Here is an 18,350-nt window from a genome sequence, read left to right as displayed (position 1 = left end):
TAATACTTCTTTATTTACCCACAATACAATGCAGCCACCATCAAAACCAAAAGCCCCAGTGCTGCGCTAGATTTCGTGCTAGATTCTGCGCCACATTCCACTTTGCTGCGATTTTTATATTTCCCCACATCCGCTTTAAATAAATTTCCGTCGCCGAGTATCGACAAAAATTCGTTTATTTAAAATTTTTTGGAACAGCTATTGCTTCCCTTTGCGAAATCACATTGCAAAGGATGCAAATGAGCTTTAGGATAAACACCAATATCGCTGCACTGACAGCGCACACCACAGGAGTGCAAACCAACCGATCGATAGCCTCCTCACTAGAAAAGCTTAGCTCTGGTCTTAGGATCAACAAAGCGGCAGATGATGCCTCTGGTATGGCTATCGCAGATAGTTTGCGAAGCCAGAGCGAGAGTTTGGGGCAAGCTATTAGGAATGCCAATGATGCGATTGGTATGATACAAGTCGCGGATAAGGCTATGGATGAGCAGATAAAAATCCTTGATACCATCAAGACAAAAGCCATCCAAGCCGCGCAAGATGGGCAGACACTAGAATCTAGACGCGCGCTTCAAGCTGACATCCAGCGCTTGCTAGAAGAGCTTGATAATATCGCTAATACCACCAGCTTCAATGGGCAAAATATGCTCTCTGGCTCATTTTCTAACAAAGAATTCCAAATCGGTGCCTACTCCAACACCACCGTAAAAGCCTCTATCGGACCTACCAACTCCAACAAAATAGGGCATGTGCGCATGGAGTCATCATCATTCTCTGCAGCTGGCATGCTAGCAAGCGGCGGTGGAAGCAACCTTTCAGAAGTATCGCTAAACTTCCGCCAAGTCGATGGGCTAAACAGCTTCCAACTAGAAGCGGCGAAAATCTCGACTTCTGCAGGCACTGGGCTAGGCGCGCTAAGCGAGGTTATCAACAAATTCTCCGACACGCTTGGAATCCGCTCTTCATATAATGTAATGGCGACTAGCTCACTCCCTGTGATGTCTGGGACGGTGCGCGAGCTAGTCATCAATGGCACAACAATCGGAACCGTAAATGATGTCCGCAAAAACGACTCTGATGGACGCCTCATAAACGCGATAAACAGCGTCAAAGAGCGCACCGGCGTATATGCCTACCTAGATATTACCGGCAGGCTAAACCTAAGCTCGCCAGATGGTAGAGCTATCCAAATCCACGCTGGCGGCGAGGCTGCCACGGTGTTTGGCGGCGGGGATTTCAACGGCATCTCTGGATACAATCACGCAATAGTTGGGCGTTTGACGCTTATCAGAACCGATGCGCGCGATATTTTGGTGAGCGGTGTGAATTTCTCTCACATCGGATTCCACTCATCACAAGGTATCGCTGAATACACCGCAAACCTCCGCGAATTGCGCGGTGTGTTTGACGCCAATGTCGCAAGTGCGTATGGCGCGAATGCCAATGTCGCCCAAGCGGATTTGAACTGGAAGGGTATCGGCGCTGGGGTTACCAGCCTAAAGGGTGCGATGCTTGTCATGGATATGGCGGATTCTGCTCGCACGCAGCTTGATAAGGTGCGCGCAGACATAGGCTCGGTGCAAATCCAGCTAGTCGCCACTGTGAATAATGTCTCTGTAACCCAAGTAAATGTAAAATCCGCAGAATCTCAAATCCGCGATGTGGATTTCGCGTCAGAATCTGCGAATTTCTCTAAGTTCAACATCCTCGCACAAAGCGGAAGCTTCGCTATGGCGCAAGCAAACGCAGTGCAGCAAAATGTCCTTAGACTATTGCAATAGCGGGCTAGCTCAAAAGCGCGTTGAAGTGGCTTAAAAATGGCTTGAAGTAGCCTAAAGTCGCTTGGCGGCTTGAAGCGGCTTGCGATAGCCGCGCTTATGCGTTAGATTTAGTGAGTTTGGCGCGGCTAGCAAATATTTTTTGGCGTTCAATCTTTGGATTCTAGACTTTTAATTTTTTTTGGGTTCGTGATTTTTTAGTTTTGTGATTTTTAGATTCTGGCTTTATTTTGATTTACAGGATAGATTCTAGCGATGTTTAAGCTCTCACACACCGATGGCGCAGCGCGCGCTGGCACGCTGTCTTTGGCACATTCTACTATACAGACTCCCGTTTTTATGCCTGTTGGCACGCAGGCTTGCGTCAAATCCCTAGACGCCACCGACATCAAAGAACATCTAGGCGCAAAAATAATCCTCGCAAACACCTATCACACATACTTGCGCCCGGGCGTTGAGATTTTGCAAAAATTTGGCGGCGTGCATGGATTTAGCGGTTTTGATGGTAGCTTTTTAAGCGATAGCGGCGGATTCCAAGCATTTAGCCTAAGTAGCAATGCCAAAAAGGTAGATGAAGGCGTGTTTTTCACCTCGCATATCGATGGCAGCAAACACCTCTTCACCCCAGAATCCGTGCTAGATATACAATACGCGCTAAATAGCGATATCATGATGATTTTGGATGATCTTATCGCACTGCCAGCCAGCAAAGAAAGGCTAGATAAAAGCATCGAGACGACCACTATTTGGGCGCGCCAAAGCATAGAGTATCATCGCGCGCAAAAAGCACAAGGCAAAGCGCTTACCAATCATATCTTTGGCATCGTGCAAGGCGGCACAAGCAACGAACACCGCCTAAGAAGTGCCAATGAACTCGTAGCGCTTGAGTTTGATGGATATGCGTTAGGCGGGCTTGCAGTGGGTGAAGAGACGCAAGCGATGTATGATACTATCGAGTTTAGCGCGCCACTTCTGCCAGAATCCAAGCCGCGCTATCTTATGGGCGTAGGCACGCCGGAGAATCTCATCGAAGGCGTTGCTAGAGGGATAGATATGTTTGATTGCGTGATGCCTAGTCGCAACGCGAGAAATGGCACGCTTTTTACGACATTTGGCAAGCTAAATATCAAAAACGCGCGCTACAAAGATGATGAGAATCCGCTAGATTCTGCATGTGGCTGCTACACTTGCACGCGCTATTCTCGCGCGTATTTGTATCATTTATTCCGCGCGGGCGAAATCGCGTATTTTCGTTTGGCAACATTACACAATCTGTGGTATTATCTCACGCTTTTGCGTTTAGCGCGCGAGGCTATCATCGCTGGGCGCTTTGAGGCGTTTAGGCGAGAATTTTATCACTTAAGGATGGAAAATGCAAAATCTTGAAAACGAACAAAGCGGGCAAAGCGCCCAAAGCACAGGCAAAAAGTTTGATAGCATAACTTATGAAGGGCTAGATAAGCTTATGGATTTGTTTTATGGTAAGGTGAGAAAAGATGAGAATCTAGGGCCGATATTTAATGGCGCGATAGGCACGGATGAAGAAAGCTGGAGCGCGCATAAGAAAAAGATAGCCTCTTTTTGGGCGGGGATGTTTCTAGGAGATTCTAGCTATCATGGTGCGCCGCTAAAAGCGCATTTTGACCTGCCGCCTTTTCCGCGCGAGTTTTTCTCTATCTGGCTAAATCTTTTTTCAGAATCTTGCGCGAAGATTTTCGAGCCAGCCCCAGCACAGATGCTGCTAGATCGCGCACAAAGCATCGCCAATAGATTCCAGACGATGCTCTATGATATGCCACACTAATTTATTTCACCACGCTAATTTTTAGATTCTACAAAGGAGCAAAGCATGCGAGAAGACCGGCAAAAGGTGGCTTTTCTTGATCTCAAAGCGCAGTTTAGCGACATACAAAAAGAAGTCTTGCAAGGCGTGCAAGATGTGTGCCAGAGTGCGGAGTTTGTGCTAGGGAGCGCGGTGAAGCAGTTTGAGCAGGATTTTAGTGATTTTTTGTTTGCGCGCACGAGTGAAGAGCCCAAACAAAACCTCCAAGAAGCGCTAGAGCTGCGACTAAAAGAGATGTATCAAAACAACCATTGTGTGGGCGTAGGAAATGGCACTGACGCGCTAGAAATCGCACTTAGCGTGCTGGGACTCCCGCCAAAAAGCGAAGTGATAATCCCAGCAAACACCTACTTCGCCTGCGCAGAATCTGTGATAAACGCAAATCTAGTGCCAGTCATCGCAGACTGCCAAGAGGATGGCAGCTTTTTGCCCGATGAAAAAATGCTAAGCGATAAGACTTCAGCGATTTTGGCGGTGCATCTGTATGGCAGGATAGCAGAGCTTAGCGCGTTTGAAGCATTTGCTAAGAAGCATGGCCTAAAACTCATCGAAGACTGCGCGCAATCGCATGGCGGCGTGGATTCTAGCGGCAGGGCTGCTGGGAGTGTCGGCGATGTCGCATGCTTTAGCTTCTATCCTTGCAAGAATCTAGGCGCGTATGGCGATGGTGGCGCGGTGGTGTCAAAGGATTTGGCATTGGTGAAAAAAGCGCGCGAGTTTAGCAACCACGGACAAGAGTTTGACAACAACTACTGGGTGAAAAACCGCCATATAATGCTTGGGCGCAACTCAAGGCTAGATTCTATACAAGCGGCGATTTTGAGTATCAAGCTAGCATCGCTAGAGCAGCACAACGCCTACCGAGCGCGCTGTGCGAAGGAGTATCTAAACCATTTGCAAGATGTGGATTTTATCAAGCTGCCAGATGTGTTTGTCTCTAGCGTGTGGCATTTGTTTGTCATAGAGTGCTGCGGCAAAGCGGCGGGCAAGCGCGATGAGATGCTGGCATTTTTGCAAGAAAATGGGGTGGAGTGTGGCGTGCATTATCCACACGCGCTAAGCGAGATAGAAGCACTTAAGCCACATGCCAGAATCCTCCCCACGCCAAACGCCTCGCGCCGCGCGCGCAACATCATAAGCCTGCCAATCGGCGAGCATCTAAGCGTGGATGATGTGGCATATGTCGCTAGCGTGATAAAGGCCTTCGCCGATCGGATATAAATAAGAATCAAGCTAAAAATATTATCGCGTTTGGTATTCTTAAAATCGACGATATTTTATATAAGCAAAAAATAGCGCTGGTGTTAAAATGCCAAAATTCAAAAATATCAATGATTTGACGCAATATATTTTGGATGACTTCGCGCATAGACTCACTTGCGACAATAAATTAGCGTTTTGCGTTTCTTGCAGTGAGCAAAATGGGTATTAACTAGATTCTAATCTTTGAAAAGCAGATATTCTCTCGCTTGCTCTCTTGGCAAAGGCGATACTTCTAGCACCTCTGCGCCCACTTGCACTTTGTGCGCGCTTGGGTTTGTGGTAGTCGCCACATTTGCACCCGCAGCCGCCATATTTACCGCGCCCGCCTTTTCATGCCCTACTTTATCATGCCCTGCTTTTCCATATCCTAGCGTTATGCGCGCAGCTAGAATCTTATCTGCTTGGCTGGCATCTTTTTCCACCACGCCTATGGGTCCTATGTCCTCTAGCAGCTCTATGATTTCCATTTGCGGATTTGGCGCTTTTAGCTTGTCGTTTTCTTCTTGGTTACGCCCGATAACACAGCGCGCGCCATTTGGCAGCACCATATATCTGCCTATTTTTACAAGCGTCGTATCTTCTAGCACCATTTTTCTATGCGCGCTTAGATCTTTTAGCTTGTTTGCGACATTTATATCTGTTAGCAAACACCCCCCACCCGGATTCTCATAATACTTCCAGCCCCATTTTTTCACCATCTCAAGCTGTCTGTGGCGCGCCCTGCCATTGACATCTAGCAAGCCCTCTCTATCCACCCAGCCCATTTTTTCAGGGAAACTCTCTTCTAGCAGCTTCGCACTCATTGGGCGCAAAAGCAGCTCATCAAGATAGCGAGGCTTGCTAGGATCGCTACCACTTGGATCTAGTATCGCTTCAAACCGCTTATCCGCGCCCACCTCGCGCACTAGCTTGCGCACTTGATCGAGCGCTTCTTTGCGCTGGGATTTGGGGCGCTGTCCTAGCACCTCGCCGCTTATGACAAAATCCGCGTCAAGCTCTAATAGCTTATAAAACGCGTTGGCAAACATATTGGCATGGCAGTCGATGCAGGGGTTGAAATATTTGCCATAGCCATATTTTGGCGCAAAAAGCACATTGTCAAAAAACTGCTCTCTGATATCACAAATCATAAGCTCCGCGCCCACTTGTTTGGCGGCGTTTTGGAAGTATTCTAGCTTGTCTTTATTCCCTCCAAAGCCGATGTTGAAATGCAGCGCGATCACGCGGATATTTTGCATGGTAAGAAGTTTCATAGAGATGAGGCTATCGCAGCCTCCGCTAAATAGGGCTAATGCTGTCATATTGGCTGAAGTTCTCCTTTTTTTAGTTTGATGATTTTTTGGCGGATTTTGATGATTTTATCAATGTCACTTTGCGCCTTTAGCTCTAGCTCCAAAAAGCGCAAGATAAATATACGCAACTCCGCTTCAAAGCCATCTTGGCGCAGCGGCAGCGGGTCAAGCGCTATGCCTACTAGCTTTGGGTGGTCTAGCTTATTGGCACATAGCGCTTCAAAGGCATCTTTATACTCGATAAAGATTCTGCTATCGATAAAATCCAGTGCGCGCTCTAGCAGATTCTCATTTTCTAGCATATAGCGCAGGATGAGGCGCTCTAGGCGATCGCCGCTAGATTCTAGGGGCGCTTGAGGGATTTGGGCTTGTGTAGAGACGCTTTGCGCTGCTTTGTGTGCGCCTCTAGCTCGCGGTGCGCTGGTGCCGATGAGATGCAGCGGAATCTGCAAGAGATTTGCAGTAAATGCGGCGTATTCTTCTTGCATAAGCGGCGAAAGCGTGCGCAAAAACGCACTCGCTTCTTTTAGCGCATCCTCTTTGGCAAGCGGATTGCTAAGGTCATGATGACTTGCGATAGTCTGCAAGCAAAACTCGATAAAAGGAATAGGGCGCGCAAAAAGCGAGCGCACCTCATCTAGCTTGCCAGCTAGCACCATATCTGCCGGGTCTGCGCCATCTGGGAAAATCACCACGCCGCCTTTTTTGCTAAGTGGTGCTAGTATGGTGCTGGCGCGAAAGGCGGCTTTTATCCCAGCATTATCACCATCATAGCTTATGATGATTTCTGGGTCGCCTTTGTTTAATAGCGGGATGTGATCGGTCGTGAGCGCGGTGCCAAGCGTGGCGACTACATTATTCATGCCGATTTTGTGGAGCATTATGGTGTCGATATAGCCTTCGGTGATGATGATTTGGCTTTTTTGAAATACCGCTTGTTTGGCGATGTGGTAGCCATAAAGCAGGCGCGATTTATTAAAAAGCTTTGTTTGGGGCGAGTTTATGTATTTGGCAAGCCCATCTTTTAGCGTGCGCCCGCCAAAGCCTACGATTTTGCCATTTGGCGAGTATATGGGGAAGATGATCCGATCGTTAAAACGCGCATACATTTGCGAGGCGCTGTTTTTGGCGCTGTAGCCGCCGTTGTAGCTGTTGGAGTAGCCGCTATTTGGATTCTGGTTGGCGCTTTTGCCTAGTATGCCATTTTGCAATAATTCATCAAAATCTAGCCCATTGCCATTGATAAAAGAGAGATTTTGCTGGGTGGAGGGGCAAAATCCTAGATTAAACCGCGCGATAAGCACATCATCGATGCCGCGCTTATGCAAATACGCTAGATTCTCCCTAGAATCTAATAATCGCTCATGGTAAAACGCGGCGATTTTCTCTAGCGTGTCAGATTTTTTGGTGGGCGTTTTGCTGTCGTATTCTAGGCGGAAATTCATCATATCAGCGATTTTCTCCACCGCCTCGACAAAGCCCGCTTTCTCATACTCCATCACAAACTTTATCGCATCGCCGCCTATATCGCAGCCATAGCAGTGGAAAAGCCCTTTGCTGGGCGATACCATAAAGCTTGGCGTTTTTTCATTGTGGAAGGGGCAGCATGCGGCGTAGTTGCTCCCCACGCGCTTTAGGTCGATGTAGCTGCCTATGACTTCGATGATGTCGATGTTTGTTTTTAGATTCTCGATAGATGAGGCGGTGATCACGATAAGCCTTCTTTAATATAATATTGCGTAGTTTTCTAGTTTTTTAAAGCTTGCGATTATGCCTAGTATTTGGTTAGAAAAACATAAATCCCACAAAGCCATGCGCCAATTTTTCCAAACTCTTAAGGGCTTTGTATAATCATTCTTTAGTCAATATGACTAAATATTTTTTATATATTTACTATAAAGTATTGACTTATTTAACATAATTACCTAAAATCTCGGCACTTAAATTTTTTAAGTGCTAATTTAATCCCAAAGGAGAACCAAATGAAATTCAAGCCACTTGGCGAGCGCGTCCTTGTAGAGCGACTCGAAGAAGAAAGCAAAACAAGCTCTGGGATAATCATCCCTGACAACGCCAAAGAAAAGCCGCTTATGGGTAAAGTAATCGCGATAAGCAAAAAAGTCGCTGATGACAAACTACTCAAAGAAGGCGAGACAATCGTATTTGGCAAATATGCTGGAAGCGAAATCAAGCTAGATAGCAAAGAATACATTGTCCTAGAAATCAAAGATGTGCTAGGCGTGCTAGGCTAAGCCGCCAGCCAAACACCAAAACTACCTCAAGGAGAAAAACATGGCAAAAGAAATCAAATTTAGTGATAATGCGAGAAACAAACTTTATGAAGGCGTGAAGCAACTAAGCGATGCGGTAAAAGTCACTATGGGACCACGCGGGCGCAATGTGCTTATCCAAAAATCCTATGGCGCACCAACCATCACAAAAGATGGCGTAAGCGTGGCTAAAGAAATCGAGCTTGCAGATCCTATCGCAAACATGGGCGCACAGCTAGTAAAAGAAGTGGCTAGCAAGACAGCAGACGCGGCGGGCGATGGCACAACCACAGCTACCGTGCTAGCAGCTAGCATCTATAAAGAAGGCCTAAGAAACATCACTGCTGGCGCGAATCCTATCAGTGTAAAACGAGGCATGGACAAAGCAGCAGAAGCGATCATTGCTGAGCTTAAAAAATCTAGCAAAAAAGTAAGCGGCGCAGAAATCGCACAAGTCGCTACTATCTCTGCAAACTCTGATGTAAGCATCGGTAAAATCATCGCTGAAGCTATGGAAAAAGTAGGCAAAGATGGCGTCATCACCGTAGAAGAAGCAAAGGGCATCAATGATGAGCTAAGTGTGGTTGAAGGTATGCAGTTTGACCGCGGCTATTTGAGCCCATATTTTGTGACAAACGCGGACAAAATGACTACGCAGCTAGAAAATGCGTTTATCTTGCTGACTGACAAAAAAATCTCTTCTATGAAAGATATTTTGCCTCTGCTAGAATCCACTATGAAAAGCGGCAAGCCTCTACTTATCGTAGCAGAAGACATCGAGGGCGAGGCGCTTACTACGCTTGTGGTAAATAAACTTCGCGGCGTGCTAAATGTAGCAGCAGTGAAAGCACCTGGATTTGGCGATCGCCGCAAAGAAATGCTAAAAGACATCGCTATCCTTACAGGCGGGCAAGTCATCAGCGAAGAGCTTGGCAAAACGCTAGAAAACGCTGATATCGAAGATCTCGGACAAGCAGCACGCATCGTCATAGACAAAGACAATACCACAATCGTCGATGGCAAAGGCAAAAGCGCTGATGTCAAAGCACGCGTAGCGCAGATAAAAACGCAAATCGCAGAAACTACCAGCGACTATGACAGAGAGAAATTGCAAGAGCGCTTGGCGAAGCTTTCTGGCGGTGTAGCGGTGATAAAAGTCGGCGCTGCTAGCGAAGTAGAGATGAAAGAGAAAAAAGATCGCGTAGATGACGCGCTAAGCGCTACAAAAGCAGCCGTAGAAGAAGGCATCGTAATCGGCGGCGGCGCAGCACTTATCCGCGCAGCACAAAAGGTAAATCTAAAGCTTAGCGGTGATGAGCTTATCGGATATGACATCATCAAGCGCGCTATCAAAGCGCCTCTAGCGCAAATCGCGGCAAATGCGGGCTTTGATTCTGGTGTGGTTGTCAATGAAGTAGAGAAGCAAAAAGATTCTTTTGGATTTGATGCGAGCAGCGGCGAGTTTGTAGATATGTTTAAAAAGGGCATCATCGATCCGCTAAAAGTAGCTAGAGTGGCGCTACAAAACGCGGTATCTGTGTCTAGCCTACTGCTTACCACAGAAGCGACTATCAATGAAGTAAAAGAAGACAAACCAGCCCCAGCAATGCCTGATATGGGTGGAATGGGCGGTATGGGAGGCATGGGCGGTATGATGTAATACCGCACGCCTCCGCGCCTCATGTTTTACGCTTTAATGTTTCATGCGCCCCGCGCGCCTTATATTTTTACGCCTTGCATGTCTCGCGCTTTGCGCGCATGCATTCTTTGCGCATTGCATGTCTTGCGCTTCACATGCATTGCGTTCCTCGCGCTTGGCATGCCTCGCACTTTGTATTCTTGGCGCATTGACGCGGCGTTTTGCATAATGCAAGGCGCCGGTGTCGATACAAATACTTGGCTAGAATCTAGATTCTAGCCGATAAACATTTGCTTGCTGGTTGCCTTATAACTTGTCCTGCAAAATCTAAAATTATAAAACTGCTATATTTTTCACCCTTATAAAATACACCAATAAGCTATTTAACAATAATGCATTTGACTATATTTTAACACCAAATCATCCGCATTGTTGATTTTACCAAGCCTCAATGCTTCAAAACAGCTCTTTTATATCCACCTCAAGCACCTGCGCGATTTTATACAAATGCTCTAGGTTAAAATGAATGTTTTTATACCCAGCCTCCGCGCCAGCCACCAAAGAAACAGATTTGTAGCCGATAGCGAGGCTTAGCTCAAGCTGCGATAGCCCCTTTTCTTTGCGGATTCTGGCGACATTTTGCGCGATTTGATGATGAAAATGCGCAATTTGGCTTTTGGAAATTTCATCTGTGCTTTTATCTTTGCTGGTATTTTTTGGCATACAGAAACTCTATTATTATAGATTTTCTTAAGTTTATTTGTTTTAAAATTCTTTTTCACTCTAGCATAATAGAGTAGAATCTAGCCCAGCATCAGCTTTGCCACCACCACCACGCACACGCAAATCACAAGCGCAATATGATGATAATACTCCCTAAAAGGATCGCGCGTCTTGCGGATGATGATAAAATACAGCGAAAAAGGCGTAAGCACAAAAAGACTCGCCACGAGCGCGATTTTCAGCCACAAAAGCTTTTGAAAATCATTTTGCCAAAATCCCAAATCCCCGCCAAAATACTGCGCCCCCAGCATCGCACCAGAGCCTATAAGCACCAAAAATCCCACACCCATGCATAAAGCAGATGGCTTCAAAATCTCGCGCTTTAGCGATTTGAACGCCTCTTTGCTGCGCGTTTTGCCAAGCCGCGCGAAAATAAACACATCATACATCAAATACCCTATCACCACGCACGCACTCAAAATGTGGATAATTTTTAGCGCAAGATAGAAAAATGCCGGATACATAAAATCGCCTTTGTGGTGGGGTTGGATTCTGCGTTTTGCTGCTTGTCGTTGCCTGCTTGTCGTCGTTTGTTTGCTTGCTGCGCGCTTGGGGTTTGGCGACCTACATGCCTAGAATCTAAGTGCCGGCGTTTGGATTTTGCAGCGCTTAAGATTCTGCTTTTGTCGCGCCTTATGTGGCTAGTTTATTGCGCGCTTTGGATTCTGGTTTGCCACGCGTTTTAGATTCTGGCTTTGGCGCGGACTTTTGGCGACTTGGTGGCTATTGTTAGCGATATTTCCAAGCTAGCGATATTGCAACTCGATTATGATACTTTATCTTGATTTTACCAAAATTTGGCGCGATTATACCAAAAGCGCGCGAGATTCTGATACAATCTGCTAGCAAATCGCGACGAAATCTAGAATCCGCGCAAAGCGACGAAGCAATCTAGAAAAATAAAAATCGCAAAATGAATTCGAGCTGCCAAAATGGATTGCTTCGTCGCTTTGCTCCTCGCAATGACAGGAAGGGCGGATTACTAAAAAGCCAAAAGTGCAAAAAAATAGAATCTAGAACTAAAAAATAACAAACAAAAACCCAGAATCCAAAATTAAAAATAAAACCAAATCCAAAAAAGGAGTAGCATGCGTTTTGAAGTGAGTGGCATCCAAAACGCAAAGCCTATAAACATCACTCTGCATGCCACCTCGCGCGCGCAAGCCAAACAGCTCGCTACAAACCTCCACATCACAAACGCGCGCCTAAGCCTCCGCCCGAGCACTTTCATCAGCTCCTTCGCTAACCCCTTTGGGCGCAAGCCCAGCCCGCTTGTGCTTTCGCAAAACCTGCATCTTTTTGCCATCATGCTAGATTCTGCCCTGCCGCTCAAAGACACGCTAGAGAGCCTCGCACAAAGCGCGCCGAGCGCATTTTTGCGCGATATGTATAGGCAGATTCTGCTTTGCATCCAAGCTGGCTTATCGTTTCAAGAAGCGCTCGCCCCCTTTTCGCGCATCTTTAGCCCCATGGGCGTGGCACTCCTAAGCGCTGGGGTAGAGTCAAGCCAGCTTCCACAAATGCTAAAAATCCTCTCCGCCTATTTCAAAGATCTGTCAAACAATCACGCCAATTTTTTAAAAGCGCTGTTTTACCCCTCATTTGTGCTGCTTAGCATATGCGTGGCGTTTGTGGTTATCGCGTATTTTGTGATACCGCAGTTTGCCGAGCTTTTTGCGTCGTTTGGCGCGGTGCTGCCGCTTAGCACGCAAGCGCTCATGGCGGTATCTAGCGCGCTTCATAGCTATGGGGCGTTTATCGCGCTTGGCGCGCTGCTTTTTGGCGCGTTTGTGTGGGGCTGTGTCGCGCGGGAAAATGCGCTATATAGGCGTTTTGCAGCGGCGTTTTTGCGCGCACCGCTGTTTGGCTCGCTTGTGGTGTATAGGGATTTGTGGGCGTATTTTTTGAGTTTTTGGTATCTTTATACCGCGCGCCTTGATTTCAAGCAGGTTTTGCACCTCGCCGCGCACGCTATCCAAAGCCCCATCATCAAAGCGCAGATTTTGCAATCCGCCGAACTTGTGGCGCGCGGGCAGAATCTTGGCGTGGCGTTTGCGCGCTGCAATTTCATCGATAATAATATCAAACATTTTCTAGCCACTGCCGATAAATCCGGGCAACTAGAGCAGATGCTAGAGCTTAGCACGAAGTATTATCAAGGGCTTTATGAGCAGAAAATCGCTAGGATTTTGGCGTTTATCGAGCCGCTTTCTACGATGCTTATCGCGCTTGTCGTGGCGTGGCTGGCGTTTGGGATATTTTTGCCGATTTGGGATCTTGGCGGGATAAATCTATGAAAAATCTTGCAAATATGGGAAATGCTGATAAGAAGCCAAAAATCGCGATTAGCATAGGCGATCTGAATGGCGTGGGGCTAGAGATCATTTTGCGCGAGCTAAAGCATACGCTTAGTGTGTGTGAGCCGATATTTTGCGCGCATAAGGGGGTGCTTTATCAAGCGCTTGAGATTTTGAAAATGCGTGCGCGAGAATCTAGTTTGTCAGAATCCGGCGCGCCAAAATCTGATGTGTCAGAATCCGCCTCACCAGAATCCGCTTCGCCAGAATCTAATTTGCCAAAATCCAGCCACATAGATTTTGATGAGATAAAGCAACTTTTGGATTCTCTGCCAGAGCGCCACTTCGCCCCGCCAGCGCAAAAAGAGCTGCGTATCAAAGCAGATTCTAGCATCGATAAGGCAAGCGGGGCTTACAGCTTTGCAAGCTTCATAAAAGGCGTGGAGCTGGCAGAATCGCATGCCAGCGCGCTACTCACGCTCCCCATCCACAAAGCCGCGTGGAAAGAGGCGGGCGTCGCATTTGCCGGGCATACCGAAGCCCTGCGCGCGCGCTATGACAAAGAGGCGATAATGATGTTAGGCTGCGCGCAAATGTTTGTCGCGCTTTTTAGCGATCATATCGCGCTTGAGCGTGTTAGTGCTTGCATTAGCGTAGAATCTTACACGCGCTTTCTCATAAACTTTGCGCGCGCTTTTTCTTTCACACAGGCGCTCGTGCTTGGGTTTAACCCGCATTGTGGCGATAATGGCGCGATAGGCGGCAAAGAAGATGAGCTGATACAAAAAGCGCTAAGAAACGCCAATGAAGCGCTAGGCAGAGAGGCTTACGCTGGCATAGTCGCGCCAGATAGCGCGTTTGCACCGCATATGCGCGCGAAGTTTCGCGTGTTTGTCGCGCCTTATCATGACATCGGCTTAGCGCCGCTCAAAGCGCTGTATTTTGATGAGAGTATCAACATCAACCTAAATCTACCGATAAATCGCGTCTCTGTCGATCATGGCGTGGCATTTGACATCGCGTATAAGGGCATCGCGCACACGCAAAGCTATCGCAATGCGCTAGATTTTGGCATCGCAGAATCTAAAACGCCTCTGGAATCTAAAAAATCTTTGGACTCTAAAAACGCGCCAGAATCCAAAAAATCTCTAGAATCCAAAACATCCAAAACACCCAGCCGCCAGCTAATCCTAGCCAGCACCAGCCCCACGAGAGCGGAGATTTTGCGCGCGCATGGTATAGAGTTTATCCAGCTAGAGAGTGGATTTGATGAAGATAGCTTGCAAACTAGCGAGCCCAAATCCTTCGTCTTCCAAGCATGTCAAGGCAAAATGGACGCCACGCTCAAACGCCTCCGCGCAGAAAATAGGCTAGAATCCGCGCTAGATTCTGGCGTTTTGGTGGCTGATAGCGTGATAAGCGTGGGCGGCGTGCTACAAAGAAAAGCTAAAAGTGCCAAAGAAGCGAGAAATATGCTAGAATTCCAAAGCGCAAAGCGTATAAGCGTCATCACCGCGATGAGCTACCAAAGCGCGCGCGGCGCATTGCAGGATATGAGTGCGTGTCATTTAGAGCTAGATGCGTTTATGCTTGATGATATGCTTTTGTATTTGGATTCTGGTGAGTGGCGCGGAAAGGCGGGCTGCGTGATGGTGGAGGGATTTCACCGCCGCTACATACGCCGCCGCTTAGGGCTAGAATCTTGCGCGCGCGGGCTTAGCATAGAGCGACTTTTGGCATTTTGGGAGATTGTATGAATACCGCCGTCATCACTATCATGCTAATCGTATCTATCGCTATCGGGCTTATCGGGCTTGTGGTGTTTTTGTGGGGGCTTAGGAGCGGGCAGTTTGACGATGCGCAGAAAATCACACATGGAGCGCTGTTTGATAGCGTGGAGGATCTAAACTTCGCGTATCAAATCTCGCAGAAAAATTCGCAAAACTCAAAAAAAGGAGAAAATATGGCAGATTATACATTGGCAATCATAGGCGCAGGACCCGGCGGTATCGGCGCTGCGGTAGAGGCGAAAGCAAAAGGCATTGATAAAGTGGTGCTTTTTGAAAAAGGCAAAGAGCATAATGCGACTTTGCGAAAATTTTACAAAGATGGCAAGCGCGTAGATCGCGACTACAAGGGGCAAAAAGTCGAGCTGACTGGGAGCGTGGATTTTCAAGATGGCACGAAAGAGAGCGCGCTGGCGATGTTTGATAAACTGCTGGCAAAAAACAGCATAAATGTCATCTATGAAAGCGATGTAGAATCCATCCGCAAGCAGCCTGATGGCAGCCTAGAAATAAGCGCTGGGGGCAACAAAACATATAGCGCAAAATACGCAATAATTGCCATCGGCAAAATGGGACAACCAAACAAGCCAAGCTACAAAATCCCCCCAGCGATACTGCGCCAAGTGAATTACAACGCCTCTAGCGTGCAAGCGGGCGAAAAGCTACTCATCGTAGGCGGGGGCAACTCCGCGGTAGAATACGCATGCGAGCTGGCTGACACGCATGACACCACGCTAAACTATCGCCGCGAAACCTTCTCGCGCATAAACGACACCAACGCCGAGGAGCTAGCCAAAAAACGCGAGAGCGGCGCGCTAAAGATGAAGCTAGGCATCGATATAGAAAGCTTGAGCGAAAAAGATGGCAAGGTGGAAGCGCATTTTAGCGATGGCACTAGCGAGGTGTATGATCGCGCGATATACGCTATCGGCGGGTCTTCGCCGGTGGATTTTCTCAAAAAATGTCAGCTAGAGCTTGATGAAAACAATATCCCAAAAGTCGATGAGAATCTGCAAAGCTCCGTGGCGGGCGTGTTTGTGGCTGGGGATATATTGTTTAAATCCGGCGCTTCTATCGCTGTGGCAATCTCACAAGCGGATAAAATAATAAACTATATAAAAAGTCTAGAGGGGTAAAAGGCGCACTAGTGCCGAACCTAGATTCTGCAAAACTCGCACGAGGCGCAGGCGTGGATTCTGGCGGATTTGGAAAAGTAGTTTTATAAAATCTGCCAGAATCCAAAATCTATTAATGCAAAATCTCAATTCGTCATTACTAAAGAAGCTAACGCTTTGCGAGCGTAGCGAAGCAATCTATAAAAACCGACAAACTACGCGAAATCGTCATTGCGAGCCGCACTTGTGCGGCGCGGCAATCCATAAAAATCCGCAAGGATTTTTGGGTAAAATAAATTGAGATAGAAGGCGCGTAAGCGCCAAACCTAGATTCTAGTTTGACAAAACTAGAATCCAAAATTTGCTTTGCAAATTTTCAATCGCATCAAATCTCCGCACTTTAGCGCACACCTAGATTCTGCATAGATTTTGCACCGCAGAATTGCAGAATCCAAATCTCAAACTAGGCAAGATTTTTGAAACCCGCAAAACCCAAAAAAATCAGAATCTACAACCTTAAGAATTCCAAAAACTCAAAATCCAAGAATCAAAAATTGCAAATTGCAGATTCCAGAATCCAAAATCTAAGATTCTGAATTGTGGATTCTAAGTTTTAAGATTCCAAGATTTCAAAATACCCGATTCCGAAATTCCAGATTTCAAAAATTCATATTTCATATTCCAAAATCCCAGAATCCAAATCCCCAAGTGGGGATAGTTGAGATAGTTGAGCTAGCCTAGCGATTAGCATTTGGCAAACTAGAATTTTGGCAAACTAGAATTTTAGCGAGCTAGTCTAGCAGCCTAGAATTTATACGCATACGACAGCATTATGGTGCTGCGTGGTGTGGTGGAGATTTGGAATATATCTGAACCGAGTTCGCCCTCTCCATTACCATCCTTGTTAAACACCATTTTGCTGTTGGTATATCCTCTATAAAGATAGCTTATGAAAACCTGATGATGCACTTTGTAGAAATAATGAATTCCAATTCCTGTAGTCCAAGTGAATTTACTATAGCTTGGAAAATTGGTTGTCAATGTGTAGCCTTCAGCCATATTTGCATCTGCTCCTTGCCCCACAAATGTGCTTCCTTCAAACCCTGTGCTTACATGCGCGCCAAAGTTGTGATTGCCTTTGTAGATGAAGTCGTAAAGATAGCTAGCTTCTAGTCCATATTGCAGCGCGTGGATGCTTACATCTATATTCGCTGTTTGCATTGGGAGCGATGTTGTATCTGTAATATTCCCCATTTTTTTCGAGTTATAATTGCTATAGCCTATATAGCCTTTAAACCTAAAGCCAGCATTTTGTGCGTAATACCACTGCCAGCCAAAGTCGAGATTCACAGGCACAGCAACAAAGCTTTTCTCCAAGCTAGATTCTAGGATGTCTGTGCTAGGTATTGGCATCCAATTTTCCCCAAACGCCAAACCAACGCTACCGCCAATAAAGCATCCTGTGCTTGCATGCTGTCCTTTGCAGAATCCAAATGCACCGCCTTTGTCTGCTTTGCTGGCGGCGCTGATAGATTTAGATTCTGCACTAGAATCTACTTTTTGCACTTGTGCTTGTGTTTGCTCGCTTTGCTCTGCTTTTAGCTTCTCATTTTTCTGCTTTAGCCCCAGCAGCTGATTTTCTTTTTCTAGCGCGTCTATCTCGGCTTGCATATCTTTCGTGTTTTGCGCCTCATCCGCTTGCAAACTTGCCACGCTAAGCAGTCCAGCCAAGCTCACCGCTCCAAAAACTTTGAAAACATTAGAAACTCTTTTTGCCTTCATTTTTGTCCTTTGTGTTATTTTTATCGCTTTGGCTTTTTGCGAGTTTTGGATTTGCAAATCTAGATTCTGCGTTTTTGCGTTATGTTTTGCGTCGCGCTAAACGCACCGCAGTTTTGCATCCGCTCCAAACCTCGACAACAAGCCAAATCTGAAGTGCCACGATAACAAAAATGGGGGGGGGGGGTCAATATATTGAGCCAAAAACTGCGCGAAAATTTAAGCAGTCATTACGATATGAAACATTTTTGGTGTGAATAGATGCAAAATCACAGAATCTGATGCGAAATTGAAAGGGGAAAATAAAGAAAATTTTAAGCTAAATCCAAAGTAGAATCCAAAACAGAATCTAATCTAAGACAACATCCGAAAAAGTTTAAGCCAAAAAAGTGTAAGGATTTTTAGTTAGATAAAATCTTGCACGAAGCGCAAATCTAGATTCTAGTGATTTTATTAAAATGCATGCTTGCGCGAATATTTTTGGTTTTATTATGAGATGTA

The 18,350-nt window shown here is 46.5% G+C and carries 14 protein-coding genes and 1 pseudogene; 9 read left to right on the top strand and 6 right to left on the bottom strand.

All coding sequences use genetic code 11. From position 1 onward, the window contains the following. Positions 1 to 14: 14 nt before the first annotated feature. Complete coding sequence (locus BKN38_RS10885) at positions 15 to 167, bottom strand: hypothetical protein (RefSeq protein WP_156528171.1); 153 nt, start codon at positions 165 to 167, stop codon at positions 15 to 17. 72 nt (positions 168 to 239) lie between these two features. Between BKN38_RS10885 and BKN38_RS01080 the strand changes: the two genes are divergently transcribed. The 4 genes from BKN38_RS01080 to BKN38_RS01065 all read left to right on the top strand — a co-directional run bounded on the left by BKN38_RS01080 (position 240) and on the right by BKN38_RS01065 (position 4,845). Next, positions 240 to 1,784 (top strand): flagellin B, encoded by a 1,545-nt coding sequence (locus BKN38_RS01080; protein WP_066455035.1) that lies wholly within the window; start codon positions 240 to 242, stop codon positions 1,782 to 1,784. 252 nt (positions 1,785 to 2,036) lie between these two features. After that, positions 2,037 to 3,167, top strand: a complete 1,131-nt coding sequence (gene tgt / locus BKN38_RS01075) for a tRNA guanosine(34) transglycosylase Tgt (protein ID WP_066455036.1) — start codon at positions 2,037 to 2,039, stop codon at positions 3,165 to 3,167. Beyond that, positions 3,154 to 3,585 carry a group III truncated hemoglobin gene (locus tag BKN38_RS01070; RefSeq protein WP_066455037.1) on the top strand — a complete coding sequence of 144 codons (432 nt, stop codon included), beginning with the start codon at positions 3,154 to 3,156 and terminating at the stop codon, positions 3,583 to 3,585. The genes tgt and BKN38_RS01070 overlap by 14 nt, the downstream gene beginning before the upstream one ends. A gap of 45 nt (positions 3,586 to 3,630) precedes the next feature. Continuing rightward, positions 3,631 to 4,845 (top strand): DegT/DnrJ/EryC1/StrS aminotransferase family protein, encoded by a 1,215-nt coding sequence (locus BKN38_RS01065; RefSeq protein WP_066455040.1) that lies wholly within the window; start codon positions 3,631 to 3,633, stop codon positions 4,843 to 4,845. A 218-nt stretch (positions 4,846 to 5,063) separates the two neighbouring features. On the opposite strand, the gene BKN38_RS01060 is transcribed toward BKN38_RS01065, so the two are convergent. Beyond that, entirely contained in the window at positions 5,064 to 6,188 is a 1,125-nt protein-coding gene (locus BKN38_RS01060) for an argininosuccinate synthase domain-containing protein (protein WP_066455043.1), read from the bottom strand. Continuing rightward, positions 6,185 to 7,891, bottom strand: a complete 1,707-nt coding sequence (locus tag BKN38_RS01055; RefSeq protein WP_066455046.1) for a CHC2 zinc finger domain-containing protein — start codon at positions 7,889 to 7,891, stop codon at positions 6,185 to 6,187. Before BKN38_RS01055 ends, BKN38_RS01060 begins: the two co-directional genes overlap by 4 nt. A 270-nt stretch (positions 7,892 to 8,161) precedes the next feature. Here BKN38_RS01055 and groES point away from each other — a divergent pair. Continuing rightward, positions 8,162 to 8,425: pseudogene (gene groES / locus BKN38_RS01050) on the top strand (co-chaperone GroES); the annotation flags it as partial. A 46-nt stretch (positions 8,426 to 8,471) separates the two neighbouring features. Continuing rightward, positions 8,472 to 10,109, top strand: a complete 1,638-nt coding sequence (groL, locus tag BKN38_RS01045) for a chaperonin GroEL (RefSeq protein ID WP_066455050.1) — start codon at positions 8,472 to 8,474, stop codon at positions 10,107 to 10,109. 435 nt (positions 10,110 to 10,544) lie between these two features. Here groL and BKN38_RS01040 read toward each other — a convergent pair whose 3' ends face one another. Together BKN38_RS01040 and BKN38_RS01035 are read right to left on the bottom strand one after the other, a co-directional pair. Beyond that, positions 10,545 to 10,811 carry a helix-turn-helix domain-containing protein gene (locus tag BKN38_RS01040; RefSeq protein ID WP_066455053.1) on the bottom strand — a complete coding sequence of 89 codons (267 nt, stop codon included), beginning with the start codon at positions 10,809 to 10,811 and terminating at the stop codon, positions 10,545 to 10,547. Between the two features lie 80 nt (positions 10,812 to 10,891). Continuing rightward, a complete protein-coding gene (locus tag BKN38_RS01035; protein ID WP_066455055.1) occupies positions 10,892 to 11,335 on the bottom strand; it encodes a hypothetical protein in 444 nt (147 codons plus the stop codon). A 624-nt stretch (positions 11,336 to 11,959) separates the two neighbouring features. Here BKN38_RS01035 and BKN38_RS01030 point away from each other — a divergent pair. Genes BKN38_RS01030 through ccoS form a run of 3 tightly spaced genes read left to right on the top strand, consistent with a single transcriptional unit; the run spans position 11,960 to position 16,091 of the window. Then, on the top strand, positions 11,960 to 13,168 hold the full coding sequence (locus BKN38_RS01030) for a type II secretion system F family protein (protein ID WP_066455058.1): 1,209 nt from the start codon (positions 11,960 to 11,962) through the stop codon (positions 13,166 to 13,168). Then, positions 13,165 to 14,925: a 4-hydroxythreonine-4-phosphate dehydrogenase gene (gene pdxA / locus BKN38_RS01025; protein ID WP_066455064.1), complete on the top strand. Its 1,761-nt coding sequence runs from the start codon at positions 13,165 to 13,167 to the stop codon at positions 14,923 to 14,925. Before BKN38_RS01030 ends, pdxA begins: the two co-directional genes overlap by 4 nt. After that, positions 14,922 to 16,091, top strand: coding sequence for a cbb3-type cytochrome oxidase assembly protein CcoS (gene ccoS, locus BKN38_RS01020; protein WP_082942505.1), 1,170 nt, complete (start codon positions 14,922 to 14,924; stop codon positions 16,089 to 16,091). The genes pdxA and ccoS overlap by 4 nt, the downstream gene beginning before the upstream one ends. Positions 16,092 to 16,874: 783 nt before the next feature. On the opposite strand, the gene BKN38_RS10175 is transcribed toward ccoS, so the two are convergent. After that, positions 16,875 to 17,852 carry an outer membrane beta-barrel protein gene (locus tag BKN38_RS10175; RefSeq protein ID WP_082942506.1) on the bottom strand — a complete coding sequence of 326 codons (978 nt, stop codon included), beginning with the start codon at positions 17,850 to 17,852 and terminating at the stop codon, positions 16,875 to 16,877. Positions 17,853 to 18,350 lie beyond the last annotated feature (498 nt).

Origin of the sequence: Helicobacter sp. CLO-3 (assembly GCF_001854545.1) — a bacterium.
GTDB lineage: Bacteria > Campylobacterota > Campylobacteria > Campylobacterales > Helicobacteraceae > Helicobacter_B.
The sequence above is the reverse complement of the archived record's forward strand: the minus strand, read 5'-3'. Positions and strand labels throughout refer to the sequence as shown.

Bases quoted from the DNA above. Each gene is read 5' to 3' on its own strand.
- BKN38_RS01080 (WP_066455035.1), top strand. From the start codon at position 240: ATGAGCTTTAGGATAAACACCAATATCGCTGCACTGACAGCGCACACC.
- tgt (WP_066455036.1), top strand. From the start codon at position 2,037: ATGTTTAAGCTCTCACACACCGATGGCGCAGCGCGCGCTGGCACGCTG.
- BKN38_RS01070 (WP_066455037.1), top strand. From the start codon at position 3,154: ATGCAAAATCTTGAAAACGAACAAAGCGGGCAAAGCGCCCAAAGCACA.
- BKN38_RS01065 (WP_066455040.1), top strand. From the start codon at position 3,631: ATGCGAGAAGACCGGCAAAAGGTGGCTTTTCTTGATCTCAAAGCGCAG.
- BKN38_RS01060 (WP_066455043.1), bottom strand. From the start codon at position 6,188: ATGACAGCATTAGCCCTATTTAGCGGAGGCTGCGATAGCCTCATCTCT.
- groL (WP_066455050.1), top strand. From the start codon at position 8,472: ATGGCAAAAGAAATCAAATTTAGTGATAATGCGAGAAACAAACTTTAT.
- BKN38_RS01040 (WP_066455053.1), bottom strand. From the start codon at position 10,811: ATGCCAAAAAATACCAGCAAAGATAAAAGCACAGATGAAATTTCCAAA.
- BKN38_RS01035 (WP_066455055.1), bottom strand. From the start codon at position 11,335: ATGTATCCGGCATTTTTCTATCTTGCGCTAAAAATTATCCACATTTTG.
- BKN38_RS01030 (WP_066455058.1), top strand. From the start codon at position 11,960: ATGCGTTTTGAAGTGAGTGGCATCCAAAACGCAAAGCCTATAAACATC.
- pdxA (WP_066455064.1), top strand. From the start codon at position 13,165: ATGAAAAATCTTGCAAATATGGGAAATGCTGATAAGAAGCCAAAAATC.
- ccoS (WP_082942505.1), top strand. From the start codon at position 14,922: ATGAATACCGCCGTCATCACTATCATGCTAATCGTATCTATCGCTATC.
- BKN38_RS10175 (WP_082942506.1), bottom strand. From the start codon at position 17,852: ATGAAGGCAAAAAGAGTTTCTAATGTTTTCAAAGTTTTTGGAGCGGTG.